This is a genomic window from Corynebacterium pseudotuberculosis, assembly GCF_002155265.1.
Classification (GTDB): domain Bacteria; phylum Actinomycetota; class Actinomycetes; order Mycobacteriales; family Mycobacteriaceae; genus Corynebacterium; species Corynebacterium pseudotuberculosis.
This window is the reverse complement of sequence record NZ_CP021251.1, coordinates 526,134-540,826: the sequence shown is the minus strand read 5'-3', so window position 1 is coordinate 540,826 and position 14,693 is coordinate 526,134. Positions and strand designations below refer to the sequence as shown.

The following is a 14,693-nucleotide window of genomic DNA, read 5'->3' as shown; positions in this document are numbered from 1 at the left end:
GTTTTTATTAAGCCTCTACGGTTTCGTCCACCGCTGGGGCCTGGAACTGTTTACGTAGCAGGAAGAGCTGGCGCACAGTCTCTTCCTTGATTCCATCTTTCATGGCGTTGAACATATCGCCGCCCTCTTTTTGGTATTCCACCAAGGGATCACGCTGCGCCATAGCGCGCAAGCCGATGCCTTCTTTGAGATAGTCCATCTCATAAAGGTGCTCGCGCCACTTCTGATCAATAACGGGAAGAATCACCATGCGCTCGATATTGCGCATCTGTGCCTCTCCACCGATAGCAGAAACGTTCTCCTCCAGCTCGGCGTACTGCTTGTGTGCGTCTTCAAGAACCGCAGCACGCAAGTCTGACTCAGATAGCTCGCCTGCCGAGCCGTACTCGGTGCCGTCGATAAGCTCCTGTGCCTGCATGGAAGGGCCATAAAGGGACTCAAGTGCGTTCCATAGAGCGTCAAGATCCCAGTCTTCAACGTAGCCATTGGCGGTTGCGCCATCAACGTAGGCCCCAATGGTGTCGTCGATCATCTTTTGGATATTTTCAGCGATGTCTGCAGACTCAAGAATCTCACGACGCTCGCTATAGATGACCTTGCGCTGCTCATTCATGACCTCGTCATACTTTAAGACGTTCTTGCGCATCTCAAAGTTCTGATTCTCCACGGATGCCTGAGCACCCTTGATGGAGTTGGTAACCATTTTGGCCTCAATAGGCACGTCATCTGGGACGTTGAGACGATTCATCATGTTTTCCATCGACTGCCCAACAAACCGAACCATCAGCTCATCGCGCATTGACAGATAAAAACGGGTGGTACCGGGGTCGCCCTGACGGCCCGCACGTCCACGCAGCTGGTTATCGATACGCCGAGACTCATGGCGCTCTGTCCCTAGGACATAGAGGCCACCGGCTTTCCGAACTTCTTCGGCCAATCGCTCACCGCGGTTTTTCACCTTAGCTAGCTCTTCATCCCATGCGGCCTCGTACTCTTCTGGAGTCTCCACGGGATCGAGTCCGCGCTCACGCAAGTTGATATCTGCGATGATATCTGGGTTGCCGCCCAGCACGATGTCCGTTCCACGTCCGGCCATGTTGGTAGCCACCGTAACAGCGCCGGGGAGTCCGGCTTGTGCCACGATCTGAGCCTCCTGCTCGTGGAACTTAGCGTTAAGCACGCTATGCTTCACGCCACGGCGTTGCAACAGCCGGGAAAGATACTCAGAGCGCTCCACGGACGTGGTACCCACAAGCACTGGTTGTCCCTTAGCCACTCGTTCTGCGATGTCGTCCACAACGGCAGCAAACTTGGCTTCCTGGGTCTTATAAACCAGGTCTGTCATGTCTTCACGCTGATTATCGCGGTTGGTTGGAATCGGAATAACATCGAGCTTATAAATCTGGTGCAGCTCAGAGGCTTCCGTCTCCGCAGTACCCGTCATTCCCGCGAGCTTGTCATATAGGCGGAAGTAGTTCTGCAAAGTGATCGTAGCGAGGGTTTGGTTCTCGTTTTTGATCTCCACATTTTCTTTGGCCTCAATGGCCTGGTGCATGCCCTCGTTATACCGACGCCCGTCCAAGACACGACCGGTGAAGTCATCCACGATAAGAACCTCGCCATTGCGAACAATATAGTCCTTATCGCGAGTAAACAGTTCCTGCGCCTTAATAGCGTTGTTGAGGTAGCTCACCAGCTGTGAGTGCTCAGGCGCGTAAAGGTTCTCGATTCCCAGCTGGTCCTCGACATACGCCACGCCTTCTTCTTTGATGCCCACGGTGCGCTTGCGCTCATCCACCTCAAAGTGAATGTCACGAGTCAGTCGCGGAGTGATCTGGGCAAAGACGCTGTACCACTGCGAAGAGCCATCGACCGGACCGGAAATAATAAGGGGGGTACGGGCTTCATCAATAAGGATGGAGTCGACCTCGTCCACGATCGCGTAATGGTGTCCACGTTGCACCAGTTCATCGAGCGAGCGCACCATATTATCGCGAAGATAATCAAAACCCAGCTCATTGTTTGTGCCGTACGTAATATCTGCGTTATAAGCCGCACGACGCTCAGTAGGCTGCATATTGGCCAGAATGACGCCGACTTCAAGGCCCAGCCACCTATGCACACGCCCCATCCACTCGGCGTCGCGCTTGGCCAAGTAATCGTTCACCGTAACAACGTGAACGCCCTTGCCTTCCAAAGCATTCAGATACGCAGGGAGCACACATGTAAGAGTCTTGCCCTCACCGGTACGCATCTCAGCAACGTTGCCAAAGTGCAATGCCGCGCCACCCATAACCTGAACTAAATAGTGCTTCTGTCCAAGAACACGCCACGACGCTTCTCTCGCAACGGCAAACGCCTCTAGCAGGAGGTCATCAACGGTTTCTCCCGCAGCGATTCGATCCTGGAATTCTTTAGTCTTTGCCTTGAGCTCGTCGTCGGAGAGCTCAGAAAACTGAGGCTCGAGATCGATAACATCTTCAGCGATTTTCTTCAGCCGCTTAACAGCGCGCCCCTCGCCAACGCGGAGCATCTTGGAAAGTCCAAACACGTGCACTAAGTCCTTAGAAATGTTTTAAGTATGTGGTTTATAGCTTTAACTTCGCCATTGTAATCACAGGCGAAACAAATTAAAGAACCCGGATCACCTTTATTGGAGGAATCCGGGTTCTAGGTCATCTCGTTTCCACAGAAAAAGTTAAGGTTTAGTCCTCTTTTGCCAAGGAGATAAGACCATAATCAAAAGCGTGGCGACGATACACAACCGACGGACGCCCTGTCTCTTCATTAACAAACATGTAGAAATCATGTCCCACAAGTTCCATCTCAGAAAGGGCATCGTCGACACTCATCGGGGTGGATGGGTGTTCCTTGTGACGAACGACCCGGCCTGGCAGCACTTCCTCTACGGAGTCCGCATAAGGATCGTGATCGTACTGAGAATCAGCGCGAGCCGTTTCTGCTTCATGCACCAATTCAGCAGCGGTCTCGCCAGCCCCCTTAGGAGCACGGTGTCCGGATAGGGAGATGGAACGACGGGCCTTCACCTTACGCAGGGAACGCTCCATCCGAGCCAGCGCCGTCTCCAGAGCTGCATAAAAGCTATCTTCTTTAGCCTCAGCCCGAGCAATATGTCCCTTGCCGGTAGCCGTGATCTGGATACGATCAGACTGCTCAGCACGACGCGGATTAGGCTCGTGCTGCAGTTCGACGTGGAAGAAGGTGAGTGTTGGATCAAGACGAGCTATTTTAGCGAGCTTAGTATTAACGCGTTCCGCAAAGTGCTCCGGAACTTCAACATTGCGGCCAGTGATCGAAACCTGGACGTCAGGGCTCAGAGTCTCGTTGTTTCCAGTAGGCGTGGTCATAATCACGTACCTTCCTGTATCAGCCGCCCGGTTCTTGATGAGTGGGATTACTCAGCTTTCCCTTATATCGGCGGGTTTCAACTTCCAAGAACCAGAGTACATCTGGTCATAACCATTTTGCCACCGGTTTTGTCCTACTACACATTCGAAAGTCCCAAGGCTCCCCTAATTTTTACATTTGCGCTGGTCAAAACCGCTACAGACTCTGCAAGGGTAGCGCCCGTTGTGATCACATCGTCAACAATAAGCACCGCACACGAGGGGACCCCGGTCAGAAAAACGTTTCCAGAAAGATTGCTCCTACGCTGAGAAACATCTAATCCCACAGAATCCGCCACAGACGGTCTATGCCATAAAACCCGCTCCGTGCGCAGGCCACTAGCCCGGCACATTAATTCAACCGGGTCACCACCGCGTTGTTGCGCAGCCCGCATACGAGTTGGCGCAGGAAGCAGCACAATGTCCTCTTCCACTTCGCCTAAAGCCGCAAGATGCTCAACTGCTGCGGCCACCACCGGTCCGAGATAACGCACCGCATCTGTACGTCCGCGCTCTTTGAAATTGATGATCGTTCTTCGCCGCACCCCGCCAAACTCGCCTAAAGACCACACAGGCACGTGCGGATCGGTGAGAGTAGTCACCCGCTGCGGAGCACGCGACCACTCTTCTTTGCACTCCTCGCACATCCGGAGCCCAGGTTTTCCGCACCCCATGCAAGCCTGTGGAAAAAGAAATTCCCACATCATCCCCCCTGACTTAACGTTTTAGCGCGGTACCACGATCACTGAACGCCCGCCTTCAAGTCCCTGAACCTCGCGCCAGTACACCGTAGCCGAATCAGAATTAGGAAGTTCTAGGGCCACGCGCGCATCGGTGATGTACCGAGTCGAGGAATTCGACGCAACTGAAACAACAGGTGCGACAATATTTCCGGCGGAAAGCTTGGTTGCAATAGAACCATCTTGCGCGATGACCCACACCGGGGCCTCAGAACTCGACGTTCCCACGATCAAAGAGCCATTGCTGTCCCAGTCAAGGGATACTGCCGTATCTTGGATCGCTGGCATGACTTCATGAATATTAGTGATCCTGCGTTCTCCGGCGTTAGGGCGCGACACAATGCCGATATACACGCGTCCGCCGATAATCATTGCAGCGCGTACGCCACTACGAGAGAGCTGCAGCATTGATATGCCGCTTGCTGACTCCGCAAGCCCGTCCATGGATACTTCGGTTTCCACAATGTCCCCGCCTGAGGAAGAACGCGCAAGACGAATAATCTTACGGCCGTCTTGTACTGTCCATAACGACGACGCCCCGGGCTCAAATGTCGGTTTAGTCATCGTTTTAGCCGACAAAACCTCAGAATAATTTCCGCCCACGGTGCCAAGCAGCAAGCTAGATTTTTTCTTATCCCCGCTGCCCACCGCGCGAACCGCCGCAGTCACCTTATCTTTATTAGAGATAGCTACTGATTCAATATCGTGCACCGCTCCATAGGAGCCAGCCACAGGCGCTGCCTGTCCGCCTACAACGCTACGTAAACTACCGTTAGTCAGCGCATAGATCTCCGTGGACACAGATGCCCCTGCCTGCGGGTTATACTCTGCAAAATCATCTACGGTGAGCTCTTCACTATCGCGGCGTTCAGATTTGATAGGGACTCCGTCAAAAGCAAACTTAAAGGGCCCCGCAGAACCAGAGAGCGCAAGTGTCCACACAAATTGAGCGGAAATCCGACGTATCTCATCTTGTCCCAAGCCAGACATACCGGTGAATTGATAAAAGCCGTTACTCAAACCGGCAAATGATGCACCAGAAGGCACCTCATTAACCACGCCAGGAGTAAGATTGCGCGACGGACCGCCGACCATCAGGGTGATCAGTGCGCTCTCCACGCTATTGCGCGAGGCGCTCGAGTCCTTGAACACCCAGCGTCGATCCGCTACTAGCGTCGACCCACTCGTATCAAAGAAATACAACTGCTTTGGGTCATAGTGATTCCACAGCTCATTGCGCTGTACCACAATCTGGTCAGGGAGCTCAGCTATCCGCCACTCAGAATTAACCCTTTCCAAAGTGATAGTGGTGCTATAGCTCTCATTCTTGGACACATACGATCCCCCCTCTTCAAGCGACCCCACAATGTTTCCACGCACATCAAATACCCGGCGCGAGGCCGAACTATTCGCCGATGAGTTAATGTCAATCCCGTCCAGCACTAATACGCTTGTGCCCGGTGACCATCGCTCAGAGGCAGCATCGGTCAAATACCCTCTTGCATGTTTATAGCGTTGCGAGGGGTTCGTATTTGCCTCATAGAAATCACGCAACAACAAGTCGGGCTCTTGGCCTGCGATCGGCGCTTGTTGCTCAGTAGAGGAACTCACATCAAAGCCTCGGATGGCCTGCGGGTCTGAGCTACTAGGCAGGGTTGTGCAAGCACTCACGAGAACACCGACGAGTCCAATCGCCAGCCCTAAGCGAGCAACTCTAGCCATTCTGCTTCCCTAGCCTTTCCTCGGTGTCTTCTTTTTGATGGGCATCCTGGCCGAGCGATTTTTCCGCGAGCCCTTCCTCCACAGTCAGCACAGCGTCGCCGGATGCTTCCAACCCTTCGGGCGTCGAAAAGCCCGGAGCTACGAGTTCAATGGGAGTAGTCGTAATATCGGAGCGCGGAATAAGCGGCAGCGTAAGCAAAAACATGGTTCCATGCCCCAAGACACCCGCTGCTGCTAGCGTTCCACCGTGTAGGACTGCGTCTTCACGGGAAATTGCCAGCCCCAGCCCAGTGCCTCCAGAATGACGAACTCGAGATGGATCGGCGCGCCAGAACCGGTTAAATACCAGCTCCTCCTGCCCTGGTTTAAGGCCTACGCCATGGTCCACCACGGCCACGGCCACGGCGTCTTCCGTGACTGCACAGTGGACGTCCACAGGCTTTCCATTGGCATGATCAATGGCATTGGCCAAAAGATTACGCAGCACCCGCTCTATCCTGCGTGAATCACCCACCAGGTTTACGGGTTCGGCGGGGATATCAAAGCGCACTTCAATCCCCAGCTCTTGCGCAAGATGCTCGACTTGTTGCCATGCTGCATTGATACACGCGCGGATATCAAGATTGTTCTCTGCAAGGTCCGCAACACCGGCGTCATGACGAGAAATCTCTAGGAGATCAGCCAATAGTGCCTCAAAGCGATCGAGTTCTCTCACCATGAGCTCAGAGGCTCGCTTCACGCCAGGTGAGAGATCCTCAGAACCGTCCGCGATCATGTCTGCGGCCATGCGGACCGTGGTAAGCGGGGTTCTTAGCTCGTGGGAGACGTCCGAGGTGAACTGGCGCTGTAAATTTCCATATTCTTCCAACTGCGCAATTTGCTTAGACAAGGACTCGGCCATGGAATTAAAGCTCATTGCCAGACGCGCCATCTCGTCTTCCCCATCGACCACCATGCGCTCTCTCAAATGTCCTGAGCTAAAGCGTTCCGCGATGCGGCTTGCAGAACGCACCGGCGTGATCACCTGTTGAGTAAGCAACCAGGTGATCCCCACGAGCAACACCACAAGGACAATGGCTGCCCCGGAAAACAGACCGCGCAACAGCGCTAGAGTTGCCTCGTCAGATTCCATAGACATCACTAAATAGACTTGTGTGTTAGGAATATCGGAGTTTGTCGGGGTCCCGATGATAAGCGCCTTATAGGTTGTACCGTTGGCGCGGTCAATGGTGGCAAATTGATAGGAAACTTGCCGTTGATCCACAAAGCTCCGAAGCCGTTCTGGGATGCGATATCCCTCCGGCGACGCGATCACAGAACCATCGGGGTTGTTCACCAGAATGACTGGCTCATATACTGCTTGGTCTTCTGCCGATGCCACCTTGTTTACAAGGGCGGCACGGGCAGAATTTAGACGAACCTGCATACTGCTGGAAGCACCTGTGGCCTTAATTTGTTGTTCCACAGACACACGCGCACGGTCGATCTCCGAGTTTGCAATATCCAACTTGGTATTGATTAACCGCTGGGTAACAAAGCTAACCAGGACAAAGGCCAAGATCATCATGACTACCAGCGATGCCGCAAAGATAGATCCGAGAACCTTGAATTGAAGCGAGGTGCGCCACAGCTCGACAAAGCGATGTCGCAGCTGTTTCAGGCCGTATGCAGAAATAAAACTTACTCCTGCCCGGTCTTGTATCCGACGCCTCGGACAGTGAGCACGATCTGGGGGTTCTCCGGATCCTTCTCAATTTTTGCACGCAACCGCTGCACGTGGACATTGACTAATCGGGTATCCGACGCGTTCCGGTATCCCCATACCTTTTGCAGTAATTCTTCCCGAGTAAATACCTGGCCGGGCTTACTTGCTAGCTCAAGAAGCAAATCAAACTCCAACGGGGTGAGCTGGATAACCTCTCGCCCGCGGCTGACCACATGGCCGGGGACGTCGATGGCAAGATCGCTGATCTCGATGACATCCGCGGGTGCGTCATCTGTACGGCGCAGCCGCGCCCGCAGCCGCGCAATGAGTTCCTTGGGCTTGAAAGGCTTAGTGATGTAATCATCCGCCCCCGTTTCCAGCCCTAACACCACGTCAACGGTGTCTGTTTTAGCTGTGAGCATCACTATAGGCACTGTCGAGTTCTGACGGATCAAACGGCAAATATCGATACCGTTCATACCTGGAAGCATAAGATCCAGAAGAACAAGATCCGGTTCTTCTCGATTAAAGGTTTCTACTGCTAAGGCACCATCGGTGACAGCTACGGTATTAAAACCTTCAGCTTCCAGCACGATTGTCAGCATCTCAGAGATGGCTGGATCATCATCAACGACAAGAATCTTCTGGGGCATCTGCCTGAAGTCCTTCCTCAAACAAGCGCGGAATACCCACCGCCGTCGCCCCTATATACGAGTTTTGCTCGCCCAGGAGCTCCAGAAGAAGGCCACATCCCGCCTAGCGGGTTTTATAATAATTTTAAAACTAACTCATTACATCGTACCCAGGGTTTGGATGATCTTGAGTGCGACGTCATCAACAGAGTCTCCCGGCTGCGCCACAATCCAAGGAGAAAACCGCTTCTCTTCAGCCAATCTAGCGTACGCATCTGAGGTACGAACCTGCAGGCTACTATCGGTTTCATAGCAGTCGCGGGAACGATCCTGGTCCTGTTCCTCCCGCTTTGCCGCACGCTGTGCTGCTACTTCCGGGGAGGTATTCAGAAGCACTTGTATATCGGGGGTAGGAAGGCCAAACTCCTCAAACTCAAGGTGAGAAACCCACGCCACCAGGTTCCAGTCCTGTGCGCGAGCCGCCGAATATGCGGCATTAGAGGAGACATACCTATCGAGCAAGATAACGTCTTCACTCCCCTTATAGGACCGGAGTTCCTCCGCTATCTCCCTACGGTCTAGCGCAAAAAGTAGGGCCATGGCGTAGATGGAATCACTGACGTCACCCATCTCCTGGTAGAGCGCCTTCTGCGCAAGATGGGCGTGGATAGAGTCCTGGTAGCGCGGAAACCCTAAAACTCGTGCGTCAAGCTTCTCGACGAGGGCACGAACCAGAGTATTTTTACCCGCGCCGTCAATTCCTTCAATCGCAATAATCATTAGTAACGGTAATGCTCCGGTTTATAAGGCCCTGCGACGTCCACGCCTATATATTCCGCTTGTTCTTTGGTTAGCTCAGTAATTTCTCCGCCCAAAGCCTCCACGTGGATTCTGGCTACCTTCTCATCCAGGATCTTAGGCAAACGGTAGACCTCATTGCGGTAGCGTCCATCATTTTGGAAAAGCTCTATCTGGGCAATGGTCTGATCCGCAAATGATGTGGACATCACAAAGCTAGGATGGCCGGTGGCATTGCCCAGGTTCAAAAGGCGCCCTTCTGACAACACAATAATCGCGTTGCCATTGGGCAGCGTGAATTCATCAACCTGCGGCTTGATTGTCACACGGGAGACATCGTTGCGATGCAGCAACGAGGCCATGTCTATTTCATTATCAAAGTGCCCAATGTTGCCTAGAACCGCATGGTCTTTCATCTTCAGCATCTGTTCAAAGGAAATGATGCCCATGTTTCCCGTCGCGGTAATCACAATGTCCGCTTCCGAGATAGCCTGATCAACTGTGACTACCGGGAACCCGTCCATCAGCGCCTGAAGAGCATTAATGGGATCAGCTTCTGTAACTTTTACGCGCGCACCCTGCCCGGCCATTGCCTCTGCGCAGCCTTTACCTACGTCGCCATAGCCACAGATCAGGACATTTTTGCCGCCCATCAGCATGTCGGTGGCACGATTGATGCCGTCGATAAGCGAATGCCGGGTACCGTATTTATTATCAAACTTGGACTTGGTCACGGCGTCGTTAACGTTCATTGCGGGGAATGGCAGCACGCCTTCTTCTGCAAAGTGATATAGCCTATGCACGCCCGTCGTGGTTTCCTCGGTGACACCTTTCACGGAGGATGCGATAGCCGTCCACATCCCTGGATCTGATTCCAACGTTGCTCGCAGCATCTCCAAGAACGCCTGGTACTCGTCAGAGTCCCCCTCCTCGCCCGGTGGGACAACGCCGGCTTGTTCATATTGCTGGCCACGAATAACCGCCATAGTTGCGTCCCCGCCATCATCCAGGATCATATTGGGAAGCTGGTCTCCCGGCCATGCAAAAATTTTGTGTACACAATCCCAATACTCTTGAAGAGTCTCGCCCTTCCACGCAAAAACCGGGACACCCTGCGGGTTGTCTACAGTCCCCTCCGGGCCAACTACAACTGCAGCTGCTGCTTCATCTTGAGTGGAAAAGATGTTGCATGATGCCCAGCGCACTTCTGCGCCCAGCGCTACGAGCGTCTCAATTAACACGGCGGTCTGAACAGTCATGTGAATCGAGCCGGTAATCCGAGCCCCCGCGAGCGGCTGTTCTTCACGATATTCTTCTCGCAACTGCATCAAACCCGGCATCTCATATTCTGCGAGACGGATTTGGTGGCGGCCTGCTTCCGCGAGGCTTAAATCTTTCACCTTGAAATCAAAAGAGGTCATTTAAGTATTCCTTCTCACAAGTGCCGCGCACCTAATACACCAAAGCTCTACCGGTGTATCCCGGCAATATACACAGCGGGGTCTTTCTAAAAGTCTTTCATAACGCATGCGCAGATGGGGGCGTTACGACGCCCTCCTTCGACAGCTTTTCCCATACCCGCATGACTGGGGCGAAAAGTATTATTCCGGAATTAGCTCAAAGCCTCTAGGAAAGCCTCAAGGTCTTCTTCCGTATCGGCTTCTTCTAGTAGCTTGGCAGCGGATTCGTGTAAAGCCTCGTCGCCCTCCCCTATATATTCCCGGATAAAGGGGTAGGTGCTTACCAGGTCGCCATCGCTAAAGGGCGCCCCAGCCCAGATAGCCGCAATTGTTGCCGCGGCTAAGCCATTAAGCTGCTCGTCTTCAGAAACCCGCCCCGTTCCGGTTGCTAAAACACAAGCATCGCGCACTGCTTCTACGACATCATCGCTGTCTAGGTCATTTAGCTCATCGAGAAAATCAACGTTAACTTCCTCGGAGAAAATCTCTCTTTCCCAGGTGCTCATGAGTTATTCCTTTCACTACTTTTATCTTTAACCAAATTATTCGGCGCTTCGGCGAGGCATCGCTGAGCTAACTGTATTCAATGAACATTGGAGAGTTTAAACCGCCCCGTATGTCAAGTCTGATACACATCAGAAAACGGCACCGTAATCATTAGCATGCACCTCGATCAAGAACCCGACCGAGGTTTCGATCACGTATGTACCTCTTTTATTACACCTTCCATGAAGGCAGCCGCTACCGACTTACAAAAACTTATTTTATGATTTTCCCTATAGGAATAACTGGCACTCCTGATCATTATTATTCTCTCCAGCCAGTGCCTAAAAAACTTATTTTCATCTGCAAGAAGAGCTTTTATAGTCCCCTATGATCTTCTGTTTCCGCTGTTCCCAACATCATGTACTTTTTCTTAAGAAACAGCACGGCGAGGGTCACGCTCAGGTTACAGAGCGCTAAAAGGTATGCTACGGTCGTTTTTGTTATCAAATCGTGACTGGTTTTCTCTCGTTGTTCTTGAACCGACCGGCGAATAGCCGATCCGCGCAGCGAACAACATAACGGAATAACCCTGCCACACGATGCCGATGTTCAACATCCATTACGACGTTGAGAGGAGCCGACGTGGACAACACTTATACTCGCCGGTTTCTATTGTTCATTGCTGCCGGCACCACGCTAGCTATTGCCATTGGGATCTTGGTTTGGAAGCTCGGGAGCCCACAGACCACAGCATCAAACGCTACCTCCGACGCTGGGCCACAAAAATTGGAAGAAGCCGCGGTGACCTCTTCCGCTAGTGTTGCACCACAGCCGCAGAGCAGCGCTCCCGCTCCTGCAGATTCTTCGCCGCAAGAGGACCCCTATGTGGTTCGCACCCAATACCCAATAGCGCCTAATCGCGTTCCTCATGTGCGTCACGATCCTCTGATGCCGCCCAATGCGCATCTAGGTAGTGGGAAACCTCGCCCCCCTACTACCACGGTCGCTGTCCCTACCACTCCCCAAGAGCAAACAACAATTGCAATTCCGGAGATAGACACCCCAACTCTCGACGATCCCGCAGAAGAAACTCCCCAAAACCAAAGCTCGCAACCGCATCCCCCCACCGTTCCGGTATCAGAGGGTTCTTCTGCCAATCCCGCTCAGTCTACGGAGAAGCCAGACCAAAATACGAGTAGCACCTCAACAGAACCAAGCACGGCCCCCACGGAAATTATCACGGAGCCCACCGCCCCCTTGGTGGACCCCTCTACCGTGCAAAAAATGCTGGGCTCTGCAGGAACCCTTCTCTCCCCGCAGGAGAAACCCCATCCTACTGCGGCAAAAGAAACTGAGCCTAAGCCTGAAGCACCGGCTCAGAACACAGAAAAAGTGGTTCTGCAGCCTTAAAATAGATGATTTTAAAAGGGGGACAGCTCTTTGAGCTGTTCCCCTTTCTTATGCCTTCCTACAATCAGATCACACGGTAGCCACAAAGAGCTGGCCTTGACCGCGCGCCTCCACCTCAGCATCGGCGGCAGAGAGCCACAATGCTTGAGTTGGGTTAAGAGTCACTCCGCCTACTTCCACTGTTCCAGCCGTGCACAAGAGTATGGCGGGACCATCGTGAGCGATCTTTTCTGCAGTTTTATCAAGATCGATTCGCTTAATAGCAAACTCGTTGATAGGCACTGGATAGACTCCAGATTCTGCCTCTACAATGGGATTTTCCAAAGAAGCAAACTTAAGCACTCGCACAAGCTCCGGCACATCAACATGTTTTGACGTCAACCCGCCACGAAGAACATTGTCGGAGTTTGCCATGATCTCAACGCCAAGCCCCCGCACATAGGCATGCAGGTTACCCGCATCAAGGTAGATGGCCTCCCCCGGTTGAAGAACAACGTAATTGAGCAGAATCGCCCCCAATACGCCTACGTCCCCAGGATACTGCTCGTTGAGCAGCACGATATTCTTCAACGCAGCGCTCATCCACTCCGGAGCGCTTTCTGCTTTTTCCTTTGCAGATGAAACAACTGCGACAATGAGATCGCGTCGATTAGCCGTAGGGATTGTGATCCACGTAGTAAACAGCGCACGCAGGCTATCAGATTCTTTCAGTGGATTATCTACAACCATCGCGATGTAGCGCTCTAATTCCTCACAGTCGAGGAACCTTAGCATCTCCAGGGTCTTAGCAAGCGGACGGAATCCTGCCATCGCGTGGAACTCGGTCAAGGCAATCAGTAACTCAGGCTTATGGTTATCGTCCTTGTAATTCCGGTTATGCGCCCCAAGCTGAATCCCCTGCTCGTTATCCCTAGCAAAACCTTCCTGGGCTTGTTCCAAGGAAGGATGTGCTTGCAAAGACAAAGGCTGGTCCGCTGCCAGAATTTTCAGGAGGAATGGAAGCCTCTCTCCAAATTCGCTATGGACACGATGCCCAAGCTGCTGCTCAGGAGCAGCAGCGATATGCTCGGCAAGAGACTCGTCCCCAATCTTCGATGGCCCACCCGGATGGGCGCCATACCAAAGTTCAGCAATTGGACTGGTTCCTTGCTCCTCACCTCTGAGATTTTGGATGAGTGTCCTAGAGCCCCAGGCATAGGCCTGTGCACTTGGGGACAGCAACTGCATGTCATTCCTCCCGATATTTCGTACCACTCTTGGCACCGATGTAAGAGAATACTTGCTAACTCGATATAAAGGCAGTCGCCGCGAATCCGCGAGCAATCATTCGCAATGGCGTGCCCGTTGATCCAGCATCAATATGTTCTGTCCGCTCCCATGCGTCAGGCTCTGGCTCACACCACGCAATGGTTTTTAGGCTTTGTCCCGTAGGAGCTTTATCCAAGTCAGGATCAAAAAATATATCTTTAACCGCATACGAGAAACGCCCCAGGGCCGCCCCAAGTTCCGTGGCGGGAAGACTTGTTGATTCTTTCCCATAACTAGTCCATAACACAGCTATGAGATTGGCCACTGCCACAGCGGAGGCGGTAGTACCGGTGTGAATGATATGTCCGGTTATCTGAGCTAACTGGCGCGCCCTATTGGCGTTTTCACCATATTCTGGAGAACACTGCATAATCTCTGCGTCCACATGAGATGCGCTCTCCTCTAGTACAGTCGCGGTTCTTTCTTGGTCCTGCTCAAGCAGCGCTAGTACTGCCATAACCACTGCGATAATACGAAGCGGACTTGGGCCTTCTATTAAAGGGAGAGATGGAACAACGATGGCTTCTTGGGCAGCATCCTTATGGAGCATTCCCCCGGAAGCGCTGACGAGGATAACCATGCAGCCTCTACGCATCGCAGTAGTTAGCGCCTGGGATAGATGCTCCGAGGAAGAACGCTCCGTGGCCACAATCACAATATCTAAAGGGCCCACATAACGCGGCAGTTCTGCAGTGACTATCACGGGAACCTTGAGCGGAGCATGCAACGCTATAGAGACGTGCGCCGAGTGCGTGGCAATTGCCTCTGTAGTAACTACAACCACGCTTCGTGGTTGTGTTCCTTGCACCGCGTCCAACCCACCAGAGCGAACAAACTCCGCGACCACTCGTAACTGTGCGCCTTCATGCGCTATATCGTAAAAGGCTACGGCTTCTGGATCATAAGAATGGGTGGGTACAGCGGCAGATTCGCTGTCGTGGAAAATCTCCTGTGTATTCATGTCCTTCCAATTGTAGGTCTAAACAGGAAGGCCTATTCTGCTAAGTCGTTAACAAAATACGCAA

General features: G+C 52.8%; 12 protein-coding genes. 1 reads left to right on the top strand and 11 read right to left on the bottom strand.

The features are described 5' to 3' along the window. Window positions 1-7: 7 nt before the first annotated feature. From secA to CpATCC19410_RS02610, 9 genes are all read right to left on the bottom strand, one after another. Window positions 8-2,551, bottom strand: coding sequence for a preprotein translocase subunit SecA (secA, locus tag CpATCC19410_RS02650; protein ID WP_014401034.1), 2,544 nt, complete (start codon window positions 2,549-2,551; stop codon window positions 8-10). A 154-nt stretch (window positions 2,552-2,705) separates the two neighbouring features. After that, on the bottom strand, window positions 2,706-3,368 hold the full coding sequence (gene hpf, locus CpATCC19410_RS02645) for a ribosome hibernation-promoting factor, HPF/YfiA family (protein WP_013241378.1): 663 nt from the start codon (window positions 3,366-3,368) through the stop codon (window positions 2,706-2,708). A gap of 137 nt (window positions 3,369-3,505) precedes the next feature. Next, window positions 3,506-4,114 (bottom strand): ComF family protein, encoded by a 609-nt coding sequence (locus CpATCC19410_RS02640; RefSeq protein ID WP_014300518.1) that lies wholly within the window; start codon window positions 4,112-4,114, stop codon window positions 3,506-3,508. Between the two features lie 18 nt (window positions 4,115-4,132). After that, entirely contained in the window at window positions 4,133-5,869 is a 1,737-nt protein-coding gene (lpqB, locus tag CpATCC19410_RS02635) for an MtrAB system accessory lipoprotein LpqB (protein WP_013241376.1), read from the bottom strand. Next, complete coding sequence (gene mtrB / locus CpATCC19410_RS02630; RefSeq protein ID WP_179946589.1) at window positions 5,862-7,520, bottom strand: MtrAB system histidine kinase MtrB; 1,659 nt, start codon at window positions 7,518-7,520, stop codon at window positions 5,862-5,864. Before mtrB ends, lpqB begins: the two co-directional genes overlap by 8 nt. Before the next feature lie 29 nt (window positions 7,521-7,549). Beyond that, on the bottom strand, window positions 7,550-8,227 hold the full coding sequence (gene mtrA, locus CpATCC19410_RS02625) for an MtrAB system response regulator MtrA (RefSeq protein WP_013241374.1): 678 nt from the start codon (window positions 8,225-8,227) through the stop codon (window positions 7,550-7,552). A gap of 138 nt (window positions 8,228-8,365) precedes the next feature. Continuing rightward, on the bottom strand, window positions 8,366-8,986 hold the full coding sequence (locus tag CpATCC19410_RS02620) for a dTMP kinase (protein WP_013241373.1): 621 nt from the start codon (window positions 8,984-8,986) through the stop codon (window positions 8,366-8,368). Continuing rightward, window positions 8,986-10,425 (bottom strand): adenosylhomocysteinase, encoded by a 1,440-nt coding sequence (gene ahcY, locus CpATCC19410_RS02615; protein WP_013241372.1) that lies wholly within the window; start codon window positions 10,423-10,425, stop codon window positions 8,986-8,988. The genes CpATCC19410_RS02620 and ahcY overlap by 1 nt, the downstream gene beginning before the upstream one ends. Before the next feature lie 191 nt (window positions 10,426-10,616). Beyond that, entirely contained in the window at window positions 10,617-10,970 is a 354-nt protein-coding gene (locus CpATCC19410_RS02610) for a DUF4259 domain-containing protein (RefSeq protein WP_013241371.1), read from the bottom strand. 622 nt (window positions 10,971-11,592) lie between these two features. On the opposite strand from CpATCC19410_RS02610, the gene CpATCC19410_RS02605 reads away from it, so the two are divergent. Continuing rightward, window positions 11,593-12,360, top strand: coding sequence for a lipase chaperone (locus CpATCC19410_RS02605; protein WP_014522362.1), 768 nt, complete (start codon window positions 11,593-11,595; stop codon window positions 12,358-12,360). Window positions 12,361-12,429: 69 nt separating this feature from the next. On the opposite strand, the gene manA is transcribed toward CpATCC19410_RS02605, so the two are convergent. After that, entirely contained in the window at window positions 12,430-13,587 is a 1,158-nt protein-coding gene (gene manA / locus CpATCC19410_RS02600) for a mannose-6-phosphate isomerase, class I (protein ID WP_013241368.1), read from the bottom strand. Between the two features lie 55 nt (window positions 13,588-13,642). Next, window positions 13,643-14,629, bottom strand: a complete 987-nt coding sequence (locus CpATCC19410_RS02595; protein ID WP_014401027.1) for a hypothetical protein — start codon at window positions 14,627-14,629, stop codon at window positions 13,643-13,645. Window positions 14,630-14,693: the final 64 nt, after the last annotated feature.

Bases quoted from the DNA above. Each gene is read 5' to 3' on its own strand.
- hpf (WP_013241378.1), bottom strand. From the start codon at position 3,368: ATGACCACGCCTACTGGAAACAACGAGACTCTGAGCCCTGACGTCCAG.
- CpATCC19410_RS02640 (WP_014300518.1), bottom strand. From the start codon at position 4,114: ATGATGTGGGAATTTCTTTTTCCACAGGCTTGCATGGGGTGCGGAAAA.
- lpqB (WP_013241376.1), bottom strand. From the start codon at position 5,869: ATGGCTAGAGTTGCTCGCTTAGGGCTGGCGATTGGACTCGTCGGTGTT.
- mtrA (WP_013241374.1), bottom strand. From the start codon at position 8,227: ATGCCCCAGAAGATTCTTGTCGTTGATGATGATCCAGCCATCTCTGAG.
- CpATCC19410_RS02620 (WP_013241373.1), bottom strand. From the start codon at position 8,986: ATGATTATTGCGATTGAAGGAATTGACGGCGCGGGTAAAAATACTCTG.
- ahcY (WP_013241372.1), bottom strand. From the start codon at position 10,425: ATGACCTCTTTTGATTTCAAGGTGAAAGATTTAAGCCTCGCGGAAGCA.
- CpATCC19410_RS02610 (WP_013241371.1), bottom strand. From the start codon at position 10,970: ATGAGCACCTGGGAAAGAGAGATTTTCTCCGAGGAAGTTAACGTTGAT.
- manA (WP_013241368.1), bottom strand. From the start codon at position 13,587: ATGCAGTTGCTGTCCCCAAGTGCACAGGCCTATGCCTGGGGCTCTAGG.
- CpATCC19410_RS02595 (WP_014401027.1), bottom strand. From the start codon at position 14,629: ATGAATACACAGGAGATTTTCCACGACAGCGAATCTGCCGCTGTACCC.